The organism is Marinitoga aeolica (assembly GCF_029910535.1).
Taxonomy (GTDB): domain Bacteria; phylum Thermotogota; class Thermotogae; order Petrotogales; family Petrotogaceae; genus Marinitoga; species Marinitoga aeolica.
This window is the reverse complement of record NZ_CP069362.1, coordinates 640,462-666,425: the sequence shown is the minus strand read 5'-3', so window position 1 is coordinate 666,425 and position 25,964 is coordinate 640,462. Positions and strand designations below refer to the sequence as shown.

The following is a 25,964-nucleotide window of genomic DNA, read 5'->3' as shown; positions in this document are numbered from 1 at the left end:
TACACAAAAAATTACATGCTACCAAATTACACGCTACCTATTTTTTCGACATTAAGAATTTCAGCATTTTTATTTTTATCGTAAATTATTTCTATATAAAAGATTCCATCCTTTTCATATAAATATGGAATAATTTTCTTATCAATATTTGTCAAATTTTCTTCAAACAAACTATCTTTTTTTATCCATTTTAAAATTCCTTCATTACAATATTGTAATTCTTGTTTTTTTACCTTACCCAAAAATATAAATAATATCCAATTATAATGTTCAGGACCTTCTTCTGAAGTAAATACTTTTAATTTTAAATCATTTAATTCAAAACCTGTTTCTTCTGAAAATTCCCTCTTAATAGCATGTATTATATCTTCATCCTTTTCAACCTTTCCGCCAGGTGGAACTAATTTTCCGGAAAATGGTTCTTTAATTCTTTCAAGCATTAAAATTTCTTTTTCTTCATTTTCTGCATAACAAATTACTGCTATTTTCTGATTATGATTTTTAAATAATCTATTAATATCAAAATTAAGTTTTTGTTTTTCAAAAAAATTTTTTATATTTTCCATTTTATATCACCATTCCCTGAATATAAATTTTTGAACATTAAACTTTTTTTGGATTTCTAAAGAAAATTAAGAATAATAATAGATTATAGGCTATCATTAATCCTAAACCATAGAAATTGTATATAATTTTTCCAGATGTTAAATACAAAGCTGGTAAGTTTAATATAGCAATTAATGGAAATCCTATCATTAGAGAGATTCCACTTCCAAAAATCAAATTTTCTGCAGCTCCTGTTTCTAAAGCAGGATCAACTTCTCTTAATAACGCCATAGCTGTAGAAATTGTTCCTGTTAACATTCCAAAAAATGCAATTCTATTCTCTACTTCATTTTTCACAATAACTTTTTTAGTTAATAACATTACATAGAAATAAGTTAATACGCCAGCAGTTAATGTGATAAAGAATATTGGCCAAAAATATTCTCTAATTCTTGCTAAAGATACTGCGCTAATTGATGCTGCAACCATAAAATCAAAAACTGCACCGGAAATTCTTTGTAATAAAAAATTATTTATATAATTTTCTTTAGCTATATTTTTTTCTCTTAATTTAACATATACACTTCTAAATATCATAGCTACAATAGCTCCAAAAACAAAATGAAAGCCCCATAAAACTGTTCCAAATGTATGGCCTATATTACCTAACGTATTTAAATATTCTGTAAGTATTTTTATTAAAAAATATGTAATTGTATAGACTATACCAATTAAAACAAATTGTATAGTTAAGCCATCCATATCAGAGAATTCGTAATCCTTTACGACTAATTCCTTTTTGTGAACTATAACCTTTGACTTATCTTTTTTCCATTTAGCTAATAATATGTTTAATATCACTAAACCACCAATCGTTGCCCAGCCAAATCCTGCAGCTGCAATAGCTAATCCAACAGCACTTCCGTTATTTAAACCTAATAATTGCCATTGGGAACCTATAGAAAATGCCTGACCTGGCCCTTGGCCAAAACCTAATGGAACTATATAACCTATAGGAATAGGTGTTTTTTTGTCAAATAAATAAAACAAACTAGCTATAGATACTCCTAAAATTCCTTGAAATAAATATGTAGAAACAATTATAAATCCAGCTTTTCCATATTTTCCTCTGCTTTTAACAGTTCTAAGAGCTAAAGCTATAAATCCTATTGCCATTAAATGATAAATAATTCTTCCTAATCCATCAATATCTAAATCTATTAAATGGAGAAGGTTAGGCCCCATTAAAAAACCAATAAATCCTGCAAGTATTGAATTCGGAATGACAAATTTTTGTAGTGCTGGAATAAATCTTTTTAATAATATTGCAATACCAAAGAAAAGGGAAATCCAAAAGAAATCATCAACCATCGATATGTACATTTTTTCCACTCCTTATTTTGTAGATATTGTATAACAAGTAACTATAATTTTCCGATTTAATTCTATAGACCTTTTCTTCATATATAAACTCAAAAATAGTTGATACAAAACATACGCCATTTTTTATTTTTTTAAATTCAAATATATTTTTATTGAATTTTATTCCATAGTCGAAAACTTCTATATTACCTTTTTCTTTATTCAACAATTTGGGTTTAAATAAGTCTCTCTCTTCCAAAGTTCCTATATCTAAAACCATATATTTGTTATTATTCATATAATTTATCAATTTTTCTTTTTGAGTATAAATAATATTATCTATTCTTTTTCCGTTTATATACCCATAATCATCAACAGCATACTCCCTGGAACAATTAGTACATTTTGCAACATTACCTTTAGCTTTTATTGAATTAAATGAATTGCATTTATCGCAAAACCATATAATTCTTTCTAAACCTTCCGCTTTTTTATTACCAGAATACTTCCATTTATTTTTTTCTTGCCAATCCCATTCATTATATTTAATATATTCTAAAGCTGCTGAATCATTAAAAGTTTTTAATTCAATGATTATATTACCTTTTCTTTCCTTTTTTGCCCATCTTGGTTTAGACAAATAACCTCCATGAATTCTTGCAGCTAAAATTGGTACCTTTATTTTATCTAATAATTTATCTGTTCCAGACGGTACAGGTTGATAATTTCCAGACCACGTAGTAGAACCTTCTGGAAAAAGTCCTACTATTCCACCATTTTTTAAAACTTTAAAAATATCTCTCACGGTTTTTATATCTGGAACACCTTTTTGTTTTGGAATAAATTTGAAATGTTTGAAAAAAGGATAAACCCATTTATTATAATATGTTCCTCCAGCCATTACAAAACTAATAGGATATGGAATTACTGATTGAATAAAAAAACCATCTAAAATATGCGTATGATTTGCTATAAATAAAAATGGTGGTTTGGGAATTTTTCCAATAACTTTAATATTATATTTTTTTATAATATAAGGTGCTATAATAGATTTTAGAAATTTTCTTAATAAACTATCACCATAATACATACAAACATCCTTTCAAATATACTTTTCTTTATTTTACCATAATTTTATTTGTATCACAAACAAAATAGGCCCATTTGGGCCTATTATTTAATCCATAAAGTTTCATATGGTTTTAATTTAATTTTTAATTTATTATTTTCTATTTCTATATTTTTATTAGATAATAAATCTATAGGATTTTCTGAAAAATTATTTTTTAACTCAAGGTTTATTTCTTCATTTGATACATTAGTTAAAACTAAAACCTTTTCATCTTCAAATTCTCTGATAAATGAAAATATTCTATCATCTAAGAATAATACTTTTTGTTTTGCTTTAGGATTAAATACTTTATGAGTAGTTCTTATTTTCAACATATTTTTCATAGCATTAAATATTTTATATCTTAAAGAATTCGGATCATTTATTTCTTTTTCTAACTGATTGTAATTTAATTTTTCTCTGTTTATAGTCCTATTCATTCCAGTTATTTTTACACCTTCATAGTAATTTCTAGAACCTAACAAACTATGAATATATATTCCAGGAACACCTTTCATTGAAGAAGCTATAGCATATGCAGAAACAAATTTTCTAATATTTAATTCTATATCTTCATTTTCTTCATATAATGCGTCAAAATAGTTAATATTTAATTCGTATGGTGATTTAGAACCATCCGGATTACTTTTGTAAGATACTAACCCTTTATTTTTTAAAGTATGTTCAACTAAATAATCAATTTCTTCATCTTTTAAAATCCCTTTTGCTGGCATTAATCCTATTCCATCATGCGAAGCTAAAAAATTAAAGAATGTAGTTTTATCACTTGGTGTTTCTAATGTATCTGCCCAATGTGAAATATAATGAGCATTTTTTGAAAGGAATGAGTGTAAAACTAATGGCGGTAATGAAAAATTATATACCATTTGTGCTTCATTGTATCCATCACCAAAATAAGATATATTTTCTTTATGAGGCACATTTGTTTCTGTTATTAAAATTACATCTTTAGCAGTTAAGTCTAATATATCTCTAAACAATTGTATCATTTTATGTGTTTGTTCTAAGTGAATACATGAGGTACCAACTTCTTTCCACAAATATCCAATTGCATCTAATCTAATTAATTTTGCGCCTTTTTTTGCATAAAATAATAATATTTCTACTATTTCCAAAAATAAATCTGTTGACTTATAATTCAAATCAATTTGATCTTCACTAAATGTTGTCCATATATGTTTTTTGCCATCTTTTGTTTCATAAACATGCAATAAAGGTAAGGCCCTTGGTCGGGTTACATATTTTAATTCTTCAACTGGTTCTTGTTCTATAAAATAATCTTTATATTTTGGATTCCCTTTTAAGTATTCTTGGAACCATTCGCTTTTCTTAGAAATATGATTAATAACAGCATCAAACATTAAATTATAATCTTTTGAGAGTTTTTCTATATCTTTCCAATCACCTAATTCAGGATTTACCTTTTTATAATCAATAACAGAAAAACCATCATCTGATGAATATGGGAAAAATGGGAGTATATGTACGGTATTAATGATGCCTTTAACATGATCATTTAAAAATTTATGTAATGTGTGAAGAGGCTTTTCTCCATCTTTTTTTATGGAATCACCATATGTTATCAAAATAACATCTTTTTCTGTTAAATCAATGTCTTTATCAGAAATTTTATATTGCTCTATTAATTTCATTAATTTTTCATAAAGCTCATTTGTATTATTTGGATACAAGAACTCTAATTTTTCATAAATTTTTTGGCTCATTAAAAAACACCTCTATTCTAAAATTTCTTTGGTTTTATAACATCTTTTAGTTTATCAAAATGCTCATCGTTAAATTTTTTAGAAACAACAATATTATACAATAATTCAATTATATACATTTCTCCAATTCTGTCATGTGTAAATTCATTTTCTGAGGGATCACTTGGTGTAGTATAAATTACATCATGAACTACCATGCTCAATGGTGAATCTACTCCAGAAGTTATGGCAACAGTATAAGCACCAGCATCTTTAGCTATTTGTGTTGATTTAAAAACGTCTCTAATGTATCCAGAGTGGCTAATTGATATAACGGTATCTTGTTCGCTTAAATTTGCACCTACAATTACTTGCATATGTGGGTCAGAATAAGCTGCAGCTGGTAATCCCAAAGCAGCAAATTTTAATGAACTATCAAGAGCTACAGGGAAAGACCTGCCTACAGCAAAAAATATTAATTTTTCAGATTGTAAAATTTTATCGGCAATTTTATTTAAAAGTTCTTTATTTAAATTTTTATAAATGACATTCAAACTATTACAAATTTTATTATGAAAATTAGAGAAAAGATCTTCTTCACCAGTTACTTTAAAAGATGGTTCTGAAAGCTCTTTAGCAAGTGCAATTTTAAAATCCTGATAACCAGTAAATCCTAATTTCTTAATTACTCTATATACAGTAGTTTCGCTTACTTCAGACCAATTAGCCAATTCAGTAATACTATAGTGAATAACATCGGGTGCTCTTTCTATAATATAATCGGCCACCTTTTTTTCTCTTTTTGTTAATGAATTATAAATTCCTTTAATTTTATTAATAATCATAAAATTCACCTCTTATTCTTTTACACCACCGGCGGTTAATCCACCTGTTAAATATTTTTCCATCATCATAAACATAACAACAACTGGAACAGCAGTAACAACAGATGCTGCCATCATTTTTGCCCATATAGCGTGTTCAGAATTAAATATTTCGTTTAAACCAAGAGGTAGTGTATAAAATTCTGGGAATGGTCTTACAAATATAGATGCAAATAGGAACTCATTCCATGCAATCATAAATGCATAAATATATACAGTAATTATAGCAGGTAAAGATAAAGGAATTATTATTTTTGTGATAACGCCCATTCTACTTGTTCCATCTATAATAGCGGCTTCTTCAATAGATCTTGGTATTGTTCTAAAATAATTTCCAAGCATATAAAGTGAAACAGGTATTGTTTGAACAATATAAATTATAAATAAAGCAAAAGCTGAAGATATTCCAGATGATGTCAATCCAATTTTAACAAAGATTTGATAAAGAGGAACTGCTAAAATTGTACCACCAAAAAGATATACAATCAATACTCCTCGCTGTATAGTTCCTCTTCCTTTAAAATCAATTCTACTAAATGCATATGCACCAAATATAGATAATATTAAGCTAACAAAAGCACTTAATCCTGCTAATAACAGACTATTTCTAAAGAATCTTAAAAATGGAAAAGATTCCTTTTTTCTTTGGGATTCTATTTGAGCTAATACAGCTTTTCGTTGCTCTTCTGGAAGTGTTTTTACAAGATCTAATAATTGTTGCTGCTCATTACTAAGTTCTTCACGAACAGATTTTTTAAAGCCAAGTAGTATAGCATAAGTATCTAATGTCGGTCTTTTGGGTATTATACCAGGTTCAAAAGCATCTGTATCATATCTAAAAGATACAGATACCATCCATGCAAATGGATATGTAACAAAAATAACTAAAGCAGCAATTAAAGTCCAAAATCCAAGAGTTCTTAAAAAACTTTTTTTCTTTACCATTTTAGCACCTTCTTTACATATACACCTATTAATGAAATCATTATTACAAATAAAATAGTAGCAATAGCAGCAGCTACTCCTTGTTCAGGAATTCCTGAAAATGCTTTTTCGTATATATATACAGGCAAAGTATTGGCAAATTTAGACATAAGATAAACCTCATCAAACTTATAAAAATTCCATATTCCTCTTAATAATGCCACAGAAGCAATAACAAAATATAATTCAGGTAAAGTAATATGAACAAATTTTTGCCAATCGCTAGCTCCATCTATTTCTGCTGCTTCATAATAATCTGAATTAATTGATTGCAATCTTGATAATAGCATTAAATAGACAAATGGGAAATTTCTCCAAATATTAAATATTGAAACAACCCAGAAAGCATTATTTGGATTATTTACAAAGTCATTTCCAGGATTCATACCAAAGTTTGCTAAAAATTTCATTAAAGGGCCATCTATTGGCAAAAAAATATATTTCCATGCAAAAACAATAGCTATTAAAGGCGTAACATATGGTAGTAGTAATAAAGCTCTTACAATACCTCTTCCAGGAAATTCTCTATTCATTAATAAGGCTACGCCTAATCCTAAAAGAATGCTTCCGATAACTGTTGTAAAAGTAAATAATATTGTAATTCCGAATGATTTCCAAAAAGAAGAATCTGCCAATATTTCTCTATAATTTTGCAATCCTACAAATCTATTTGGGGCATCTGAAATAGATACCTCAAAAAAACTTAAATATATATTATAGAATACGGGGTATAAAATCAACAAAGCTATAATTATAACTGTTGGTAGTACTAATTTCCAACCGAATCTTGCTTCTTTTTCTCTTAAAGACATTACAGCCATTCTTAAACCTCCTTTTTAAAAAAAGGGGGATTTGGAATCCCCCTTTATGAAAAAGAATAAAATTATTTACCTAAAACTTTTTCTGCTTCTTTTTGTGCCCACATTGCTGTTTGTTGAGGTGTCCAATCATTAGCAAACATATAATTAATTGCTTTACCAATTACAAAGTTTGCACTTAATTTGCTCATATCAGTAATAACTTTTCCGTGAATGAATTCGAATCTTTCAACAGAATCTAAAGCACCTACGATTTCAGCAATCTTTGCTTTTCCATATCTTTCTAATACTGGATTGTCTAAGAATGCATCACTTTCAGCTACAGATTTCCTTGTTGGGTTCATTCCGCCAGGTGCCATATGTACCCAATATACATAGTTTTTATCTGTCATTAAGAATTTAACAAATTTTTCTACTTCATCTTTGTTAGCATTCTTTGTAATACCTAAAGCTACAACTTGACCATATGATGTAGGTCTTGTATTAATCATTTTGTTAGCAAAACCTGTGTTTTTAACTAATTCAGGATTAAATTTATTTATTCTTCCTTTTTGAACTTCTTCAATTGCGATGTCATCCATAATGTATGTTGAGTAGAAAATCATTGCTGCTTCACCATTTAAATAACCTTTTAAAGCATCTAAAACAGTTGTAAATCCAGGTTTTGAATATTTTCCTAATTCTTTGTAGAATCTAAATGCTTCAATCATTTCTGGTGTATTGAATGTTATATTTCCGTTTTCATCAATAGGTCTTGCACCATTTGCTAAAGCAACTTCTGTAAATACTTGTTCTGCATATGCATCGGCTTTTTTAGGTAAGATTATACCGTATACGCCTTTTTTAGGATTATTTAAAACTTTTGCAGCTAAAGCAATATTATACCAAGTTACTGGGTCTCCTAAATCTTGTGAAGCAAACATGTCTTTTCTATACCATATACCTTGTACCCATGCGTGGAAAGGTATTGCATAATATTTTCCCATTCCATTACTTAACATTCTTGCAGCACCGTTATAAATATCCCCAAAATCATTTATAATTTTTGTAGCTAGATCTTCATCTAAGAAGTTTTGAGAACCTAATAATAACATTGGTTCAATTCCGCCTTCTAAAAGATCAGGTAATGTTCCAGCGTTTTTAGCAATAGGAATTTGTTTTAATAAGTCATTTTCTTCTACAGGAACAACTTCAACGTCAATACCGGTTTGTGCTTTGAAAATTGTTGCCAATGCTCTGATCCTTTGCATTCTGTCTGACTCAACTTCTGTTGTCCAGAATGTAATTTTTGCGAAAGCAGCAGATACTAGCACTACTACCAACATCAATACTAAAAACTTTTTCATATAAATACCCCCTTTAGAGAATTCTTTTTTTTTGAAATAATTAAAAAGAAAATTTTCTTTTTAATTATACTATAAAAAAATATTTTTATCAATTCGAATATTCGATATTATATCTAATTAAAAATCATATTACGTATATATTTTTGATTAGATATAAAAATCTAAATATTTTATAAATCAAATATTTTTTTCAATATTATATCTAATGTTTGATAGGAGTAAAATTTTTTACCAAGCTCAAAGTTTTTTTCAATAATGTTTTTTGCCCTTTCATTATCAAATAATATTTCTAAAATTTTACTAGCAGCATTTTTAATAATGGAATTATCAATTTCGTACTTATTGTTTATATATGTTGCATTATTACCCAAACTTACTATATCAAATCCATTTTTTTTAATGTCTTTTTCATATACAGGGTATTCATAAACAAGAAGGGGTTTTTTTGCAAATAAACCTTCTAAAAATTGATTACCAAAACCTTCTAAAACGCTTGGATAGGTGATAAAATCGCTAATTGCATAAAAATCCCATAATGAAAAAGTTCCTTTTTCTTCATCTCTAATTTCTTCTAATAATTCATTGCAAAAAATTGTATTAACTTGTTTGTCTTTTGTATGTTTTATTAATAATTCCTTGTATGATGGTTCTTCATCTAATCCTGGCATTAATAATATAATTTTAGAATCTTCGGATATCTTCTTGCCAGTATAAATTTCTTTCCCAACATAATTTTTTATATTTTTTTGTAATTCAGATAAAGTATCTATAGCTAATTCTATTGCTTTTCTTTTAACAACTCTTGTTGCTTGTAAAAATACTATATCATTTTCTTTTATTCCAGTCTTTTCTAATATTTTTGAATTATATGAATCTTTTTCCCATAAATGTGCTTCAAAATCGAAAACATTGGGAACTATTGTGCTATCAACGCCTTTGAAATTTTTTAAGCTCTCTTGGGCGAGAGAATTAATAACTACATGTTTAATTTCCCTTGGAGGCATAATATTTTCTAAAATTTCTTTTACATATTCTGATGTAGGGTTTGAATAAAAATCTCTTTCCCAATAAAAGTCATGATGATGTCCTATAACTTTAGTGTTATTTTCTTTAAAATATCTATTCAAAGCTATTGCGGCAGATAAATTATGAGCTAAGGAAAAAATATTATTTACTACAACAATATCAAAATCTTCCATTTTTTCTTTTAATTCAATATAAATATCTTCAGCTAATTTATCAATTTCATTTTTTAATTTATCTTTTGCCCAATCTTCTAAAGATTGAAATGCTCGTTGCCTTATTTCGAGATTTCTGGGTTCTTCATAAGCCAATAATGGAATCTTTATTCCTTCCTCTTTACCTAAAGTACCAGCTATAAAATGTACTTCATGTCCTTGTTTTTCTAAAACAATTTTCCACTTTTTCATTTCTAAAGAAACACCATCTGTTTCGCCAACCCTGAAATGCATTAATCCTATTTTCATATAACTCCTCTCCTTTTTGAAATTATATATGCTATATTATATAATAAATTTTCTTTTTTTGTATTACAAAAAAATATTTTTTTATTTTAAGAATATATAAAAAAGTGCCTCTTTTCCTGAGGCACTAATAGATGTAATTGTTTTTATTTTTTAGATACTTCATACAATTTTTCAATTATTTCCATTATTTTATCTCTTTTTACAATTTTTAATGTCCATAATTTTGGAATATTATCAAAACCATAATATGCTCCTGCTATTTGCCCTATAATAGCTCCAATAGTATCAGTGTCTCCACCAAAATTTACAGCTGTCAAAACAGCATCTTTAAAATTATCTGTATTGTATAAAGACCATAAAGCTATTTCTAAAGAATCTAAAGCAGAACTAGAAGATTTTATTTCATTTTTTGTCTTATATGGAATATCTACTATTTTTAGCTTAACATCATATATCAAATCCATATGTTTATGAACTTCTTCTATCAAAAACTTCTTATTTTCACCGTGAATAGCTTGTTGAATAACGCCGCCTATTAATTTGCATGAATGAATAGTATAAATATTATTATGAGTAGTATAAGCACTTTGACCAGAATAATAAACAGCATCTGTAAAAGAGTTTTTAAAATATAATGGTACAGGGGCTAATCTTGCTAATGGTTTATTTGAATCTTTGTCTGTAATATCAACGAATTTGTTGTTTTTTTCAAAATATATCAATGCTTCCATTGTTTGATTATCTATACCAAATGCTTTATTTTTAGAAGATAAATACCCTTCATCTATCCATCTTAAATAATACTTTATCTGACTATTTAAATCAAAACCATTTTCTATTAAACTTTCAGCTAAACATAGAGCCATTGATGCAGAGTCAGTCCATTCGCCAGTATTTAAATTATAAATACCGCCTTTTGCAAAATCTTTAATTTCATCAAATTCAATATTTTTATAGGGAGCCCCCAAAGTATTTCCAATAATTAAGCCAAACATTGCACCGATGAATCTATCTTTAATTTTATCCATATTATAAGCCCCCTTTCAATGATTATTTAATTTAATTATAACATATAATATGTTATAATATATAAAAATTGAATTTTGGGAGGGAGAATTATGGAATGGGTGTATATTAAAGATATGAAGAAATATATAGGGCAAAAAGTTGAATTTAGAGGATGGTTATGGAATAAAAGAGCAAGTGGGAAAATCGCATTTTTACAATTAAGAGATGGAACAGGTTTTGTTCAAGGTGTTGTTGAAAAAAGTACGTTAGGAGAAGAAAAATATGCAAAAGTAAAAAAATTAAAAATGGAAAGTTCCTTAATTGTTAGAGGTACTGTTGTAGAAGATCAAAGGTCACCAGTAGGTTTTGAATTGCATATTGATGATGTTGAAATTATTCATAATCCAGAAGAAGATTATCCTATATCAAAAAAAGAGCATGGTATTGACTTTTTAATGGAACATAGACACTTATGGTTAAGATCAAGAAGACAATTCCATATCTTAAAAGTAAGACACGAAATTATTAGAGCAATAAGAGAATTTTATAATAACAATGGATTTACTTTGGTTGATACTCCAATATTTACTGGATCAATTGGAGAAAGTGCAGGTAATACATTTGAAATAGATTACTTTGACTATGGAAAAGTTTATTTAGCTCAAACTGGTCAATTATATCTTGAAGCTGCTGCAATGGCATTAGGCAAAGTATACAATTTGGGTCCTACATTTAGAGCAGAAAAATCAAAAACCAGAAGGCATTTAATAGAATTCTGGATGAATGAAGCAGAGGTCGCATATTATACACACGAAGATAATATGAAATTACAAGAAAATCTCGTATCTTATGTAGTGAAAAAAGTATTAGAAAATGCATCAGAAAATTTAGTTGCATTAGGAAGAGATATATCAAAATTGGAAAAAATTGAAGCCCCATTCCCAAGGATTACATATACAGAAGCAATCAAATTATTAAATAAAAAAGGATCAGATATTAAATGGGGTGAAGATCTTGGTGCAGATGATGAAACAATGGTTGCTGAAGATTTTGATAAACCTGTAATAATAGAAAAATACCCAAAATCTGTTAAAGCATTTTACATGCAACCAGACCCAGAAAATCCAGATGTAGTATTATGTGATGATATGATTGCTCCAGAAGGTTATGGGGAAATTATAGGAGCTTCAGAAAGAATTTGGCAAGAAGATGTATTAATAGAAAGGTTAAAAGAAAATAATTTGCCTGTTGAGGAATATCAATGGTATCTTGATTTAAGAAAATTCGGTTCTGTTCCTCATAGTGGATTTGGACTTGGTATAGAAAGAACTGTTGCATGGATTTGTGGTTTAAAACATATTAGGGAAGCAATTCCATTTGCAAGAACGTTATATAGAGTATATCCATAATTAAATAATCTAAATATTTTGAATATAAATATAAAAAAATACCCCTCTTTTTGGTTTTGCTTACCATACCAAGAAGAGGGGATTATTTTTTTATTTGCATAAAACTTTATATTGACTCTTTCATTTTTCATAATAGATTTAAACTCTGCTTTTATTTTTTAATAATATCCCTTTTTTAATTTCATATATTTCATCACATATTTTTAGAGTAGAATCTTTATGAGTTATTATCCCAATTATTTTTCCTTTTTCTTTTAGTTTTATCAAAATATTATGAATTAATTCTTCATTTTTTGAATCCATTGCAGAAGTAAACTCATCGAGTAATATAATTTGTGGATCATCTATTAAAGCTCTGGCTATAGCAATTATTTGTTTTTGACCTCCAGATAATTTTATGTCTTTAATTTTTTCATCTATCCCTTTTTCAAATTTTGATGCTATTCTCTTTATTCCGGTTACCTCTAAAATTTCTTTTAATTTTTCTTTTGATATTTTTCTTCCCATTAATATATTTTCTTTTATAGTACAATTTTTAAATAACTCAGGTTCTTGTTCAACAAATCCAATATTTTTTCTTAAAAGGCTTATATTTGCATTTTCAGTATCATTAAATTTTATATTTCCTTTATTAGCTTTATATAAACCCATTAAAATATTAAATAACGTAGTCTTTCCAGCACCGTTTTCCCCAATTATTCCTGTGATTTTACCTTTTTCTAAACTTAATTCTATTGAATCTAAAATCTTTTTATTATCAAAGCTGAATCCAATATTTTCAAGTTTTATAGATTTTATATTGTTTTCTTCTTTGAGTTCTGGAATATTTTCTTCTTCATATTTTGTTATTTCAACAACTCTTTTAATACCTCCCCAGGAACTTCTTAATACAGTATTTACCTTCATCAATAATTGCAATGGATTCATTAATGTCTGTATATATGTCCAAAAAGCAATTAATGTACCCAATGTTATTTCATTTTTTATTATTAAATAACCGCCATAACTGAATACACCTACTGTTATCATGCCGTTTATAGAATTCCCTAATGCACCTGTTAATTTTATCCATTTAGTAAATTTTTTGCCTATTTTATAGTGATTATCAAGATAATTATCTATCATATTAGATATCCACATATTAGATGACATTAATTTAATTGTTTTCATGTTATTTATAATGTCAATTAACATATTCGATATTTCTCCAAATACTTCTCTTTCATGAATAGAAAGTTTTTCTGCTTTTTTATTAATTAATTTTAAAATTAACAAAGAACATGTTGTTAAAATAATTGGTACTAATGCTAATTTCCAATTTAAATAAAAAAGCATTATTATTATTCCTGTTATTTGCAAAACTGATAATGCAAAAATCGGAAATACCTGAGAAACTACAACACCAACCATTTCAAGATCAGACATTAATTTTGAAATTAATTCTCCAGAATTTATCTTCATGAAAAATTCATATGGCAATCTTGTTAGTTTTATAATTATTTCCTTTCTAATATCTTTTTTTGCTTTTAAAGCATTAAATTCAAAAATAACTTCTCCAAAATATGTTATTAAAGAAATTCCAAAAAGAGTTGCTATCATCAATAATATGTATCTAAACAAAATATTTATATTTTTAGATGGTATTACTGTATCTATTGTATATTTTATCAACATTGGAAAAATCAATATTGATAATGCCATTAAACTTATAAAAATAATGGCGATTACCTGTCTTTTCCAATACTTTTTAAACAATCCAAACAAAAAATGGTTTATTTCTCTTTTTTCTAATTTTTCATTTTTTATTTTTTCTGCCATATGAATAATTCACCTTCTTTTTTATTCGCAAACTTTAAGCATCTTGGATCATGTTTATAAAAATCATCATAATATTTATATGATACTGCTCTACAACCACCATTGCACATACTAAATTTTTCACAATCAATGCAATCTTCAATATTCCCATTATATCTAAATTCGTTAGCTTTTTGAGAAAACCATATTTCTTTTATTGTATTTTTATATATATTTCCATAACTAAAAGCCTTTTTGTCTATCCCTTCCACAACATCACATAATACAACTTCCCCATCGGCACAAATCTGCATAGAGATTTTTGCTCCACCACAAGTTATGTTTAAAGTATATGTTTGCAATCCAAAAACAACTCTAATATTTTTATTATATATTTTTTCATATTTTTTTCCTAAAGTTATAGCATAATTTAAATCGTCCTTCTCAAGGGTTTCAGAGACGTTTCCCCTTCCAATAGGTAATAAAGGAACAATTCTTATTTCTTCAACACCTAAAATTGGAAGATTTTTAAATAGTTCTTCTAAATCATATAAATTTTCCTTTGTTAAAGTTATTCTTCCTCGAGTCTTTATATTATACACATTGCACCAATAAAATGCTTCTATTACTTTTTCAAATTCATCTTTATTTAGTCCAGTTAATTTCGCCCATTTTTGAGGATCCCATGTATCTATACTAATTTGAATGTTTCTTAAACCAGCTTCAACTAATTCAATAATTTTATTTTTAGTTAACAATGTTCCTTTTGTTGAAAGTTCGTAATTTATTCTTCTTTTTTCTAAAAAACGTATTATTTCAGATAATCCAGGATGCGCAATAGGATCACCACCGGATAATGATACATATTCAACTTTCCCTAATTCTTCAGCTTCTTTTATTATAGAAATAACTTTTTCTGTAGGTAAATATGTTCTAGAAGTATTTGGATTAAATTTACCAAAGCAATAGTCGCAATTTAAAGGGCAATAATCAGTTAATGAAAAACCTATGCTATTTATTTTTTTAGGTATTATTACAGGATTATCCATTTCAGGGATAAATATAAATTCATCTTTTTTATATCTAGATAATCTCTTATTTAATTTTTGAGGTAAAATACTAATTATATTAGCTTTTAAATATTTATTTATTAAATCGGTTAGATCATTTTTAACTATATTATATGGCACATCATATAATTCAGAAATATTTAATATTATTTCTTCAACATTTTTGGTTCCATCACATAACGACAAAAAATATGCTTCTGTATGGGTTAAAAAGATTAAATTAGTTCCACCAATATACTTTAATATGGCACCCTTATTAGTTTTTATTAAATCAATTTTTGGTGATAATAGTAATATATCATTTTTCATAATATCCCCCTTTTTAACATTATTTTCAAATTTTAAAGAATTCTATAAAATGCTTTCTATAATACATAGAAGCACCTTCACAAAAAATCATTTTATATAAATATTTAGAAGGTGCTTCATTTTACTTTAATCAAAATATAAAATTTCTAAAAACTCTATTACCATACAACACCACAAACAACTATTGCACTTTGGCAAAATGCACATAACAATAATGGGGTGTTACTTTTATTTACAGAATAAAATCCTTTTAACATAACTTCTTCCCTCCTTCATAGTTACCAAGTAACTGCGCATACAACAATTGCTCCTTGACAAAAATAGCATTCTGAAGCAATAATAGGTTCTTTTGATATTGAGTAGAACCCTTTTAACATATAATCACCCCCCTCGTATAATTAATAATATGAAACGATCTTTAGAAAGTATATATCCAAAATTATTGTTTAATTATAGAAATTCTGTCAATTTTATATGTAAAAAATTATAAAAAAATTGACTAACTAACATATAAGTTGAATATTACCAGATAAAGTGTTTTTGTTTTCAAGAAATATAAAAGTTTTTATATATTCACAGTTAGAATTTTAATCTAAAAACTGTATTTTTAGTTTTTGATTATATCAATATTTATAAAATAAATTTAGTGTTTTTTGAAGATACTATTAAAGGCATTTTCTATAAGTATATTATGTTTAAGAATCTGCTTATTTTCAAAAATATTAGCGCTACTTTCACATTATAATTTGATGAAATTTTAATATTTAAAATGTTCTTGTTTTTCTTTAAATTATATGTTTTAATAAATTATTTTAATTTCACTTCCTCTAATGTTTTTAATATCAGAAAAAGTTCTTAATTAGTATAAAAATTATTATAGAGAGACGGCATATCATTTAAAAGACTGTTCAAAAGTTTATTGGAAATTTTATTATTTCTGAAATTATAAATATTAATAACTTTTCCTTTAATTATAAATTCCATTTTACATTAAATATGATGAGATTTAAATAATTATGGAAGTTATTGTTATCATGTTTATTATACATTTATTATTAATTGTTTAAAGTTAATATTTTCACTTATTCATAGTAATTTTATCAAAAAAAAAAAAAAAAAAAAATAACATCAAAGTAAAAATACAGTAAAATTATTGTTTCTTAAATTTAATAAATTTACATGATTATATTATCATGTGATAAGTTATTATGGTTAATATTTTATTAAAAAAATCATTATAAATTTTTATTTATATAAATTTTAACTATTAAAAATTATTTTTAATTTGATATGACAAAATATATTTATAATAACTCCACTTCTCTTTTTGACGAATAAGAACAATTTTAGAATTTTAATCACTCTGAAAATAAAATTGTAGTGATACTTAATGTTGAAAAAGCACATATACATTCCAAAAAAGACCTTAATAATGTATGGCCTTTTAGACTGTTGTCAAAATAAAAAAAATAATATGAGAAAATCTTTGTGAATTTTCGAGGATTTATAAATTTTTGTATTTAAATATAGAGTTTGTCAATAATATGATATTATGATTTTTATATCCCTTCTATTTGTCTTAACTTTTTAATGGTCATTCTTCCCCATGTAAATGTTATAACAGATGACACCGCATTTCCTGTAACTATTCCCCACCAAACACCAGAAAGTCCTATTTTAAATATAAAAACATATAACCAAGAAAACAATACTTGCATTATTATTGTTCTATTAATGGAAACTATAAGACTTTTTGCTCCATGGCCTATTCCTTGAAACATGGAAGATGTGAACATCCCAAATGGAACTCCGGGTAAGAATAGACTCATTACTCTTAGCGCTTTTACTAAGTCATTGTATATAAGAGAACCATCTTTTGAGTATGTAAATATTTTTGCAATTTGAGGTGCGAATATAAAAATAGTTATCATAACGATAAAACTTATTATTAATCCAAATTTTATGGAATATAAATGCGCAGTGGATAATTTTTCTCCATTTCTTTGCCCATATGCCGCTCCAGTTACTGTGGTTACAGCCATTGTTATTCCGATTAATGGGACAGTACCAAAGTTTATAATTCTCCAACTACTCGTAAAAATAGCAACTCCTAAATCCCCACCAGCTTTCACAGCAAAAACATTAAGAACAAATATAGCTATAGACATTGAAATTTGAGATAATGATGCGGGTATACCAACTTTTAATATATTTTTTAGTATATTATTATCGTATGTGTAATCTTTAAAAGTAATATTTAAATATGTGTTCCTTTTTATAAACATCCAATAGATTATTAAAAATGATGATATACTAAAAGATATTACTGTAGCATAAGCTGCACCTTTTATTCCTAATTTAAATCCATAAATAAATAGAGGGTCTAAGAATATATTTAATAGAGAGCCAGCGGTAATAGCATACATAGCTTTTTTAGCATCACCTTCGCCTCTTAAAATACCATTCGATACATTATTAAACATAAGTAATGGAGAAAATATTATTAAAATATAAGCATAATCTAATGTTAATTTAAGCGTTTTTCCATCAGCACCTATAGATTGTAGTATAGGTTTTATTGTTATTAATAAAATAATTGCAGTAGTTAATCCTAAACCTATTGCCAATAATATAGATATGATGGCGGCAGAATCAGCGCCTTCTTTGTTTTTTTCACCTATTTTTCTGGAAATTTCGGAACTTGCACCAATACCAAGACCAGATGCTAAAGCAATAATTATCATAAATATAGGAAAAAATAATCCTATTGCAGCTAAAGCATTAGATCCCAAACCAGCAACCCAAATACCATCAACTAAATTGTATAATGTTTGTACTAACATTGCTAAAATCATAGGCAATGATAATTTTCTTATTGCGATTTTTGGATCACCTTTTAATAATAAAGTACCTTTTGTTTCATTTTCCATATAGTTCCTCCCAGTTTGTTGCAATTTTATTTGTATATTGATTATACCATAATTAAAATTTTTAGTCATTTAATAATTACCTATTTAAAATAATTATATGTTATAATAATATAAGTAGAATGGAGGTATTTTATGGATGAAAGACTTTTAGATCCTTCGGAAAGAACAGAAGAAAGCACTATAATTAATTTAAGACCTCAAAAATTAGATGAATATATAGGTCAAGAAAAGGTAAAAGAAAAATTAAAAATTACTATTGATGCGGCTAAAAAGAGAAAAGAGCCGCTTGATCATATTTTGTTGGCAGGTCCTCCTGGTTTGGGTAAAACAACACTTGCAAATGTTATTGCAAATGAAATGGGAGCAAATATTCAAATAACGAGTGGTCCTGTTTTAGAAAGAGCAGGTGATCTAGCAGCCATTTTGACTAATTTGCAAAATGGGGATGTGCTTTTTATTGATGAAATTCATAGAATTAATAGGTCTGTGGAAGAAATATTATATTCTGCGATGGAAGATTTTCAACTCGATATTGTTATAGGTAAGGGACCAGGAGCCAGATCAATAAGAATTGATTTAAACCATTTTACATTAATAGGAGCGACTACAAGAACAGGATTAATAGCAGCTCCGTTGAGAAGTAGATTCGGAATAATAATGGAAATGAATTTTTATCCACCAGAAGAATTAAAAGATATTATAACTAGAAGTGCGAAATTGTTAAATGTAGAAATTACAGAAGATGCAGCTTTGTTAATAGCTGAACGCTCAAGAGGGACACCAAGGATTGCTAATAGATTATTGAAAAGAGTAAGAGATTTTGCGCAAATAAATAATGATGGTGTTATAGATAGAGAATCTGCAGAAAAGACAATGACGTTACTTGAAATAGATACTGAAGGTCTTGATGATATGGATAGAAGAATTTTAAAAACAATTATAGAATTTTACAAAGGAGGCCCTGTAGGATTAAAAGCATTAGCAGCATCTCTTGGTATTGAATCAGATAGTATTAGTGAAGTTTATGAACCATATTTGCTTCAAAAAGGTTTTTTAGTTAGAACGCATCGAGGTAGAGTAGTCACAGAAAAAGCTTTAAAACATTTGGGATATACAAGGGAAAATAATAAAAAATTATATTCGTTATGGGGGAATTGAGATGGATTTTATCAAAAAAAATTTAGAAGAAATCACTCAATCAATTAAAATTTATGCAGAAAAGGCGAATAGAAATTATTCAGATGTTTTATTAGTAGCAGTTTCTAAAACATTCCCGGTTGAATATATAAAAGAAGCATATAATTTTGGTATTAAAGATTTTGCGGAAAATAAAGCGCAAGAACTGAGAAAAAAAGCAGAAGAATTGAAAGAATATGATATAAAATGGCATTTTATAGGAAGAATACAAACGAATAAAGTTAAATACATAGTTCCAATTGCAGAATATATACATTCAGTTTATAGAGAAAAAGAAATAGCAGAGATAGATAAAATAGCAAAAAAACATAATAAAATACAAAAAATATTAATTGAAATGAATATTTCTGGCGAGGAAACAAAAGGTGGAATATCAGAAAATGAATTGGAAGATTTGTTAGAAATAGCAAAAAAATATGATAATGTAAAAGTTACTGGTCTTATGACAATGGCGCCATATACAGATGATGAAGAAGTTATAAAAAAAGTATTTTGCGGCTTAAAAGAAATAAAAGAAAAATATGTAAAAAATTATCCGGATTTAAAGGAATTATCAATGGGAATGAGTAACGATTATCATGTAGCAATTCAATGCGGATCAACAATGCTAAGAATAGGTTCAAGTATTTTTGGAAAAAGAAACTATAATATAGGAGGATGATAAAATTGTTTATACTTGGTAATTTATTTTATGCTTTAGCAGTGGTGTTAAGAATTGTGATAAACTTTTTTGAAATTTCTTTAATAATATCGGCAATTTTTAGCTTTATTTCTTTTAATTATCATCACCCGATTAGGCAATTTTTTGATTCAGTTTCTAACATAATAGAAAGGCCTATAAGAAGGTATTTTAATCTTACTTTTGGAATGTTTGATTTTACACCTTTTGTAGCAATTCTACTATTGATATTATTGGATAATTTTCTTGTTGCCACCTTGTTTGACCTTGCGCGCGTATTGAGGTGATAAAATGAAAGCAATTTTATTTTTTAATCCACTAAAAGCCAGAAAAGATGAAATTCAGGAACAATTTTTTGATATCTTTCACAATAATGATATTGAAATATTAAAGATAATGCCTGCAGGATCAGCGCTTGCTGATAATTCTTTATATCAAGAAGCAGATATTTTTATTGTTCTTGGTGGAGATGGGACAGTGTTAAGGGTAGCGGAACTTTCTGCAGAAAATTCTGTACCAATTATAGGAATAAATCTTGGGACGTTAGGTTTTATGACAGCATATGATAGTACAGAAATTGAACAAGCAGCAAAAGACATAGCTTCGAATAATTTGCACTATTCGGATAGATATTTATTGGAATGTTATGTTGGAGGTAAAAAGTTAATATCCTTAAATGATATAACTATTCAAAAAAGTCAGCCTATAGGAACTGTTGATCTTGAAATTTTTATAAAAGGTGAAAGTGTATTAAATTATTCTGGAGATGGTGTAATATTATCTACACCTACAGGCTCAACGGGATATGCTTTATCAATGGGAGGACCTATTGTTGAACCAACATTAAATCTAATAACTATAAATCCTTTGGCTTCGCATTCATTAAATATAAGACCGCTTGTGATTTCTCCTGATAATTATGTTGAAATTGTTATTCATCATATAGATGCAGGTAATGCTTATGTAACTGTAGATGGAGATATTGTTCATAGGATAGAAGCGGGAATGGCAGTAGTTGTTTCTTCTTCAGAGAAAAAAGTAACGTTAGCTCAAAAGAATGATTATTCTTTTTTTAAAGTGTTAAATAATAAATTGGGGTTTGGAAGGAGAATTATATGATAGAGTTACTATCTGAAGAAACAAAAAGACAGGTTATATCCTATCATAATGAAATATTGAAAATGGGGCGTCTTGTTCAGGGGATGTTCTTAAAGTTTAAAGACGCTTTTTTTGAAAAAAATGTAAAACTTTCAAAGGAAATAATTCAACAGGATATGAGAGTTGACTTTATTGAAGCCAGATTGGAGTATAAATCTATGGAAATATTGGCTATTAATAATTTGTATGGTAGATATTTTAAAATAGTATTCTTAGGAAATAAGATAATTGGAATTTTAGAAAGTATGGCAGATATGTGTGAAACAATGGCTAAAAATAATATTGATTTGTTATCCTATCCAAATTCAATTAATCCATATCAATTTGAGGATTTATTTGAGATATCACAAAATATGCTTGGAGAGTCTTTAAGGTTGTATTCAAATATTGCTGAAAGTAAAAGTTCATATTTAGTAAAAGAATCTATAGATCTTGCTAAATGGATATGTAAAACAGATACAGAAGTAGATAGTTTATATAGTGCATTTAAAAGAAATTTAATGGGTAAGGTAACAAAGGATAATTTTCGATCTATTATGGCAAATATAGAAATTTTATCAAATTTAGAGAAATTTTCTGATTTAACAACAAATATAGCTGAATATTCAATATTTATCCTTACGGGAGATAGATATAAATGTAATAAAGAGGGATTTAATATTTTTTATTCTTTGGGGGAGTAATTAATGTTAAAATTAATAAAATATATTTCAAAAGAGTTTACAGCACCATTTTTTATGGGATTAGTGGGGTTTATAGTTTTTGTAAGTGTTGAATTGTTGTATCAACTTTCGGATATAATTGTAAGAAATAAAGTTGGGATTGATAAACTTTTTATATTAATTATGTATCACATACCATATTTTTTAGTTATGGGTATTCCAGTAGGAATACTTTTTTCTATATTCTGGGTATTATCCAGATTATCCAATGATAACGAAATTATAGCTTTACAATCTCTTGGAATCCCATCAAAAAGAATAGTTATTCCTTTTTTGGTTTTGGCTATGATTCTTTCTGTTGTAACTTTTGCATTATATGATACAATTGTTCCTAAATCCAATATGAAAGCAAAAGAAGCAATATCAAAATATGTATATAAAAATGTTGAAGCCAATATTGAAATGAATAAATTTGTTGAAGTGGAAAAAAATAAAAAATATCTTTATGTTAGAAAAATAGACAAAGATTCCGGAATATTATATGGCATATTGTTGTATGAAGTAGACTATTCTAAAACTACGGTTTTTCATGCTGAAAAAGCATTTAAAGATAAAGATAAATGGTATATGGAAAATGGCCGTATATTTCGATTAACAAATGATGGATTATTAAAATTAGATATAACTTTTAAAAAGTTGGAGCTAGATATTTCGAAAAATGTTGAAGAATACTTGAGATTTTCAAAGAGTCCAAATGATATGACAACAAAAGAATTAAAACATAAAATAGAGATAACTCAAAAGCTTGGAGGAGATGCTTCAGCATTAATAGTTGGGTATCAAGAAAAATTTTCTAATTCAGTAGCTCCCATTGTTATCGCGTTACTTGGAGTAGCTTTATCTCTTTTTATTAATCTTAGAAGTAAATCATGGAGTGTTATATCGACATTTGTTCTTGTAGTTTTATATCAGGGATCAGGAGCATGGTTGAGTGCACTTGGTAAAGAAAAAATAATCAATCCATATTTTGCTCCATGGATTCCAAATGTTATTTTTGGTCTTGTTGGTATAATATTATTTGGATTGTTGGATACAAGAACTGCATATAAATTAATAGAACCATTAAAAAGAGTATTGGGTGCTATTATTATATTAATTGTTTTAAGTACAAATGGATTTTCGGAAAAAGTATATATTGAGTCTCCAAACATAACTCTCGAAGGAACTAAAATTACATTTGAAGGTAGTACTACTATTAAATATAAAGATTCTATAATAACTACAAATAAGGGATTTGGAGTTTTAGATGATGAAAATAAAATATTAAAAGCGAATTTGTTTGGAAATGTAACGTATATATATAATAAAAGAACAATAGAGGCTTCTGCGATGGAAGTGAATTTTGAAAGTAAAGATGTTGTATTAAACAATACATATTCGATTGAGTCATTTAAAAATAAAAAGAAAAAAAATGTAAAGGTAAGAGTTTGGTCTGAAATTTCTGAAAAAAAAACTGATGAAGATGTAGTGTTTTCGGAAAAAGTTAAAATGACAACATGTAAAGAATGTATAACATATTATTTTAAAGCTTCGCATGTTACAATATACCCGGAAGAATTTTTAGTGGCACGTGATGTTACGCTTGAATTTTTTGGGATACCTGTATTTTATTTCCCTTTTTATTTCCAAAGTCTTTCAGGCGAAAAAGAAGCCCCGTTTATTGCAGCATTTGCCTTTAAAGAAGATACTGTAACCATTTCTATTAAAATTAATCATACTTTCTCAAATAAATCGTCATTATCTTTTTCCCAAGAATATGCAAGAAATGTTAAGGAAGACACACTTTCACAATCTTTGAGTTATACATATTCAATACCTTTTATTTTAGGAACATTGTCCATTTCAAATAGCATAAAAAATAATACGTTTTCTGATTTGAAAATAAATCTTTCTAAGAAATTAGAGTATTTAAATTTTTATTCATCATTATCACATAATTTTTCATCAAATAGTGATACCTTTTCTCTTAATTTTAAAGATATAAAAACAGATTTAGGAAAATTCTCTATTTCATCAGCTTTTTCCTGGAAAGATAAACAAATTATAAAAGTAAATTTTTTAAATCTTACCACACCATCTTTAACCAAGAAGTATAAAAAAACATTTTTCAAATTAAATTCTACAAGAGTAAATATTACTGGACCAGCTACAAAAATTTTTGAATCATGGAATACAAAAAATATATCAATAAATACATCTTTAGATTCAAAGATTTATAGTAATAATAAAAAAAATACAATAAAGCTCAGTTATTCAAGTTTTTATGAAAAAAATGAATTAAAGAATTACAATTTGTATATTAAAAATGAAATCTCGGATAATTATAAGCCTATAAAATATAATAAAAATTCATTGTATCTAGATACATCAATTACACCAGAATTAAAATTTGCTTTTAGAAATAGATTTCCTGATAAAATATACAATTATTATGCTTATGGGTTAAAAGCTAATTTCAAAAGTAAGTTTTTAATTTTTCAATATGGAGTTTCTGATTATCAATATTATAGAGTTTTAGTAAATGAACCAAAATGGATATCAAATCCTGCAACACATACAAACAAATTAACTGATTTTGCAGGTATGGAATTTAATTTAAACTTATTAAAAACGAAGAATTATTTTGATTTAAGATATAATAGGACATATGATTTTATGAAGGAAAAGCTTGAAGAACAGTTTGTTGGTCATTCATTAACTTCAAAGTATACATTTAATTATGGTATTTTAAGTTTAGAAAATAATACTAAGACAACACTAGAACAAAAAAAATTTGAATTTATAAATACTAATTTTACAGGTTTTTTGAAAATAGCTATTTTAAAACATAATTATAAATTTGATTATAATCATAAAGCTGAAGATGAACATATTTCATTCGTAAATAATAAAGATGAAATAATATTTGGTAAAAATAAAATAGAAATAAATTATGATTATTATTTGAAGAAAACAACATTTAAGGAAACTATACCTCAAATAAAATCTAAATATTTGCTTTATGATTCAAAAGGTGGAAAATATGAAGGAAATCTTAATTTATTTAATAATTATGAAAATATACACTATGATCTAAAATATAAATCAAAAGGAGCAAAAAAATCATTAGTTTTAAATCTTGATTATGATATAAAAAATGAATATTTGAAAACAGGTTTGGGTTATGATACCTCGACTAAATACGATTGGGCTAAAATTTCTTTTATATATGATATAAAAAATAATGTATGGAATTTTACACAATTTGAAATAAATAAACAACTTGTATGTTGGTCTATTTATTTCAAAGGTGATGTAAAACTATTACCTGAGTTTTCATTAAAGAGTTTTGAATTAAAATTTTTTATAACCGATATTCCTGAGAAGTCTTTTGGTTATACAGAAGAGAAAGGTGTGGATATTAATATTTTCTGAGGAGGAATA

The 25,964-nt window shown here is 26.8% G+C and carries 20 protein-coding genes; 7 read left to right on the top strand and 13 right to left on the bottom strand.

Annotated elements, in window-relative coordinates; translation table 11 throughout:
- Positions 1-26 precede the first annotated feature (26 nt).
- The 10 genes from JRV97_RS03185 to JRV97_RS03140 form a co-directional block, all read right to left on the bottom strand.
- Positions 27-566, bottom strand: coding sequence for an NUDIX domain-containing protein (locus tag JRV97_RS03185; RefSeq protein ID WP_281000131.1), 540 nt, complete (start codon positions 564-566; stop codon positions 27-29).
- 37 nt (positions 567-603) lie between these two features.
- Complete coding sequence (locus JRV97_RS03180) at positions 604-1,929, bottom strand: sodium/glutamate symporter family protein (protein WP_281000129.1); 1,326 nt, start codon at positions 1,927-1,929, stop codon at positions 604-606.
- Positions 1,910-2,998, bottom strand: a complete 1,089-nt coding sequence (locus JRV97_RS03175) for a lysophospholipid acyltransferase family protein (RefSeq protein WP_281000127.1) — start codon at positions 2,996-2,998, stop codon at positions 1,910-1,912. Before JRV97_RS03175 ends, JRV97_RS03180 begins: the two co-directional genes overlap by 20 nt.
- Before the next feature lie 83 nt (positions 2,999-3,081).
- A complete protein-coding gene (locus tag JRV97_RS03170; RefSeq protein ID WP_281000125.1) occupies positions 3,082-4,764 on the bottom strand; it encodes an alpha-amylase family glycosyl hydrolase in 1,683 nt (560 codons plus the stop codon).
- Between the two features lie 17 nt (positions 4,765-4,781).
- Complete coding sequence (locus JRV97_RS03165; RefSeq protein ID WP_281000123.1) at positions 4,782-5,588, bottom strand: MurR/RpiR family transcriptional regulator; 807 nt, start codon at positions 5,586-5,588, stop codon at positions 4,782-4,784.
- 12 nt (positions 5,589-5,600) lie between these two features.
- Positions 5,601-6,572: a carbohydrate ABC transporter permease gene (locus JRV97_RS03160; RefSeq protein WP_281000120.1), complete on the bottom strand. Its 972-nt coding sequence runs from the start codon at positions 6,570-6,572 to the stop codon at positions 5,601-5,603.
- Complete coding sequence (locus JRV97_RS03155) at positions 6,566-7,432, bottom strand: carbohydrate ABC transporter permease (protein WP_281000118.1); 867 nt, start codon at positions 7,430-7,432, stop codon at positions 6,566-6,568. The genes JRV97_RS03160 and JRV97_RS03155 overlap by 7 nt, the downstream gene beginning before the upstream one ends.
- Positions 7,433-7,494: 62 nt before the next feature.
- Positions 7,495-8,775, bottom strand: a complete 1,281-nt coding sequence (locus JRV97_RS03150) for an ABC transporter substrate-binding protein (protein ID WP_281000116.1) — start codon at positions 8,773-8,775, stop codon at positions 7,495-7,497.
- Positions 8,776-8,945: 170 nt separating this feature from the next.
- Complete coding sequence (locus JRV97_RS03145; protein ID WP_281000114.1) at positions 8,946-10,262, bottom strand: glycosyltransferase family 4 protein; 1,317 nt, start codon at positions 10,260-10,262, stop codon at positions 8,946-8,948.
- Between the two features lie 143 nt (positions 10,263-10,405).
- Positions 10,406-11,290, bottom strand: coding sequence for an ADP-ribosylglycohydrolase family protein (locus JRV97_RS03140; RefSeq protein WP_281000112.1), 885 nt, complete (start codon positions 11,288-11,290; stop codon positions 10,406-10,408).
- Between the two features lie 90 nt (positions 11,291-11,380).
- Between JRV97_RS03140 and asnS the strand changes: the two genes are divergently transcribed.
- The gene (gene asnS, locus JRV97_RS03135) at positions 11,381-12,679 is read left to right on the top strand and encodes an asparagine--tRNA ligase (RefSeq protein WP_281000109.1); all 1,299 of its coding nucleotides are present in this window, start codon (positions 11,381-11,383) and stop codon (positions 12,677-12,679) included.
- A 138-nt stretch (positions 12,680-12,817) separates the two neighbouring features.
- Here asnS and JRV97_RS03130 read toward each other — a convergent pair whose 3' ends face one another.
- The 3 genes from JRV97_RS03130 to JRV97_RS03120 form a co-directional block, all read right to left on the bottom strand.
- Positions 12,818-14,497, bottom strand: coding sequence for an ABC transporter ATP-binding protein (locus tag JRV97_RS03130; protein ID WP_281000107.1), 1,680 nt, complete (start codon positions 14,495-14,497; stop codon positions 12,818-12,820).
- Positions 14,482-15,855: a PqqD family peptide modification chaperone gene (locus JRV97_RS03125; protein ID WP_281000105.1), complete on the bottom strand. Its 1,374-nt coding sequence runs from the start codon at positions 15,853-15,855 to the stop codon at positions 14,482-14,484. The genes JRV97_RS03130 and JRV97_RS03125 overlap by 16 nt, the downstream gene beginning before the upstream one ends.
- Positions 15,856-17,414: 1,559 nt before the next feature.
- Complete coding sequence (locus tag JRV97_RS03120; RefSeq protein WP_281000103.1) at positions 17,415-18,785, bottom strand: MATE family efflux transporter; 1,371 nt, start codon at positions 18,783-18,785, stop codon at positions 17,415-17,417.
- A 132-nt stretch (positions 18,786-18,917) separates the two neighbouring features.
- On the opposite strand from JRV97_RS03120, the gene ruvB reads away from it, so the two are divergent.
- From ruvB to JRV97_RS03090, 6 genes are read left to right on the top strand one after another with little or no spacing between them, the layout of a single operon-like run.
- Positions 18,918-19,943 carry a Holliday junction branch migration DNA helicase RuvB gene (gene ruvB, locus JRV97_RS03115; RefSeq protein WP_281000101.1) on the top strand — a complete coding sequence of 342 codons (1,026 nt, stop codon included), beginning with the start codon at positions 18,918-18,920 and terminating at the stop codon, positions 19,941-19,943.
- A gap of 1 nt (position 19,944) precedes the next feature.
- A complete protein-coding gene (locus JRV97_RS03110) occupies positions 19,945-20,643 on the top strand; it encodes a YggS family pyridoxal phosphate-dependent enzyme (RefSeq protein WP_281000099.1) in 699 nt (232 codons plus the stop codon).
- Positions 20,644-20,648: 5 nt separating this feature from the next.
- Positions 20,649-20,948: a YggT family protein gene (locus JRV97_RS03105; protein WP_281000096.1), complete on the top strand. Its 300-nt coding sequence runs from the start codon at positions 20,649-20,651 to the stop codon at positions 20,946-20,948.
- Positions 20,949-20,952: 4 nt separating this feature from the next.
- Positions 20,953-21,780, top strand: coding sequence for an NAD(+)/NADH kinase (locus tag JRV97_RS03100; RefSeq protein ID WP_281000094.1), 828 nt, complete (start codon positions 20,953-20,955; stop codon positions 21,778-21,780).
- Positions 21,777-22,502 (top strand): phosphate signaling complex PhoU family protein, encoded by a 726-nt coding sequence (locus JRV97_RS03095; protein WP_281000092.1) that lies wholly within the window; start codon positions 21,777-21,779, stop codon positions 22,500-22,502. Before JRV97_RS03100 ends, JRV97_RS03095 begins: the two co-directional genes overlap by 4 nt.
- Positions 22,503-22,505: 3 nt before the next feature.
- Positions 22,506-25,955 (top strand): YjgP/YjgQ family permease, encoded by a 3,450-nt coding sequence (locus JRV97_RS03090; protein WP_281000090.1) that lies wholly within the window; start codon positions 22,506-22,508, stop codon positions 25,953-25,955.
- The last annotated feature ends 9 nt before the right edge of the window (positions 25,956-25,964 follow it).

Coding starts and splice junctions, on each gene's coding strand:
- JRV97_RS03110 (WP_281000099.1), top strand. CDS start 19,945: ATGGATTTTATCAAAAAAAATTTAGAAGAAATCACTCAATCAATTAAA.
- JRV97_RS03165 (WP_281000123.1), bottom strand. CDS start 5,588: ATGATTATTAATAAAATTAAAGGAATTTATAATTCATTAACAAAAAGA.
- JRV97_RS03155 (WP_281000118.1), bottom strand. CDS start 7,432: ATGGCTGTAATGTCTTTAAGAGAAAAAGAAGCAAGATTCGGTTGGAAA.
- JRV97_RS03185 (WP_281000131.1), bottom strand. CDS start 566: ATGGAAAATATAAAAAATTTTTTTGAAAAACAAAAACTTAATTTTGAT.
- ruvB (WP_281000101.1), top strand. CDS start 18,918: ATGGATGAAAGACTTTTAGATCCTTCGGAAAGAACAGAAGAAAGCACT.
- JRV97_RS03090 (WP_281000090.1), top strand. CDS start 22,506: ATGTTAAAATTAATAAAATATATTTCAAAAGAGTTTACAGCACCATTT.
- JRV97_RS03095 (WP_281000092.1), top strand. CDS start 21,777: ATGATAGAGTTACTATCTGAAGAAACAAAAAGACAGGTTATATCCTAT.
- JRV97_RS03150 (WP_281000116.1), bottom strand. CDS start 8,775: ATGAAAAAGTTTTTAGTATTGATGTTGGTAGTAGTGCTAGTATCTGCT.
- JRV97_RS03145 (WP_281000114.1), bottom strand. CDS start 10,262: ATGAAAATAGGATTAATGCATTTCAGGGTTGGCGAAACAGATGGTGTT.
- JRV97_RS03130 (WP_281000107.1), bottom strand. CDS start 14,497: ATGGCAGAAAAAATAAAAAATGAAAAATTAGAAAAAAGAGAAATAAAC.
- JRV97_RS03170 (WP_281000125.1), bottom strand. CDS start 4,764: ATGAGCCAAAAAATTTATGAAAAATTAGAGTTCTTGTATCCAAATAAT.
- JRV97_RS03120 (WP_281000103.1), bottom strand. CDS start 18,785: ATGGAAAATGAAACAAAAGGTACTTTATTATTAAAAGGTGATCCAAAA.
- JRV97_RS03175 (WP_281000127.1), bottom strand. CDS start 2,998: ATGTATTATGGTGATAGTTTATTAAGAAAATTTCTAAAATCTATTATA.
- JRV97_RS03180 (WP_281000129.1), bottom strand. CDS start 1,929: ATGTACATATCGATGGTTGATGATTTCTTTTGGATTTCCCTTTTCTTT.
- JRV97_RS03140 (WP_281000112.1), bottom strand. CDS start 11,290: ATGGATAAAATTAAAGATAGATTCATCGGTGCAATGTTTGGCTTAATT.
- JRV97_RS03100 (WP_281000094.1), top strand. CDS start 20,953: ATGAAAGCAATTTTATTTTTTAATCCACTAAAAGCCAGAAAAGATGAA.
- JRV97_RS03125 (WP_281000105.1), bottom strand. CDS start 15,855: ATGAAAAATGATATATTACTATTATCACCAAAAATTGATTTAATAAAA.
- asnS (WP_281000109.1), top strand. CDS start 11,381: ATGGAATGGGTGTATATTAAAGATATGAAGAAATATATAGGGCAAAAA.
- JRV97_RS03160 (WP_281000120.1), bottom strand. CDS start 6,572: ATGGTAAAGAAAAAAAGTTTTTTAAGAACTCTTGGATTTTGGACTTTA.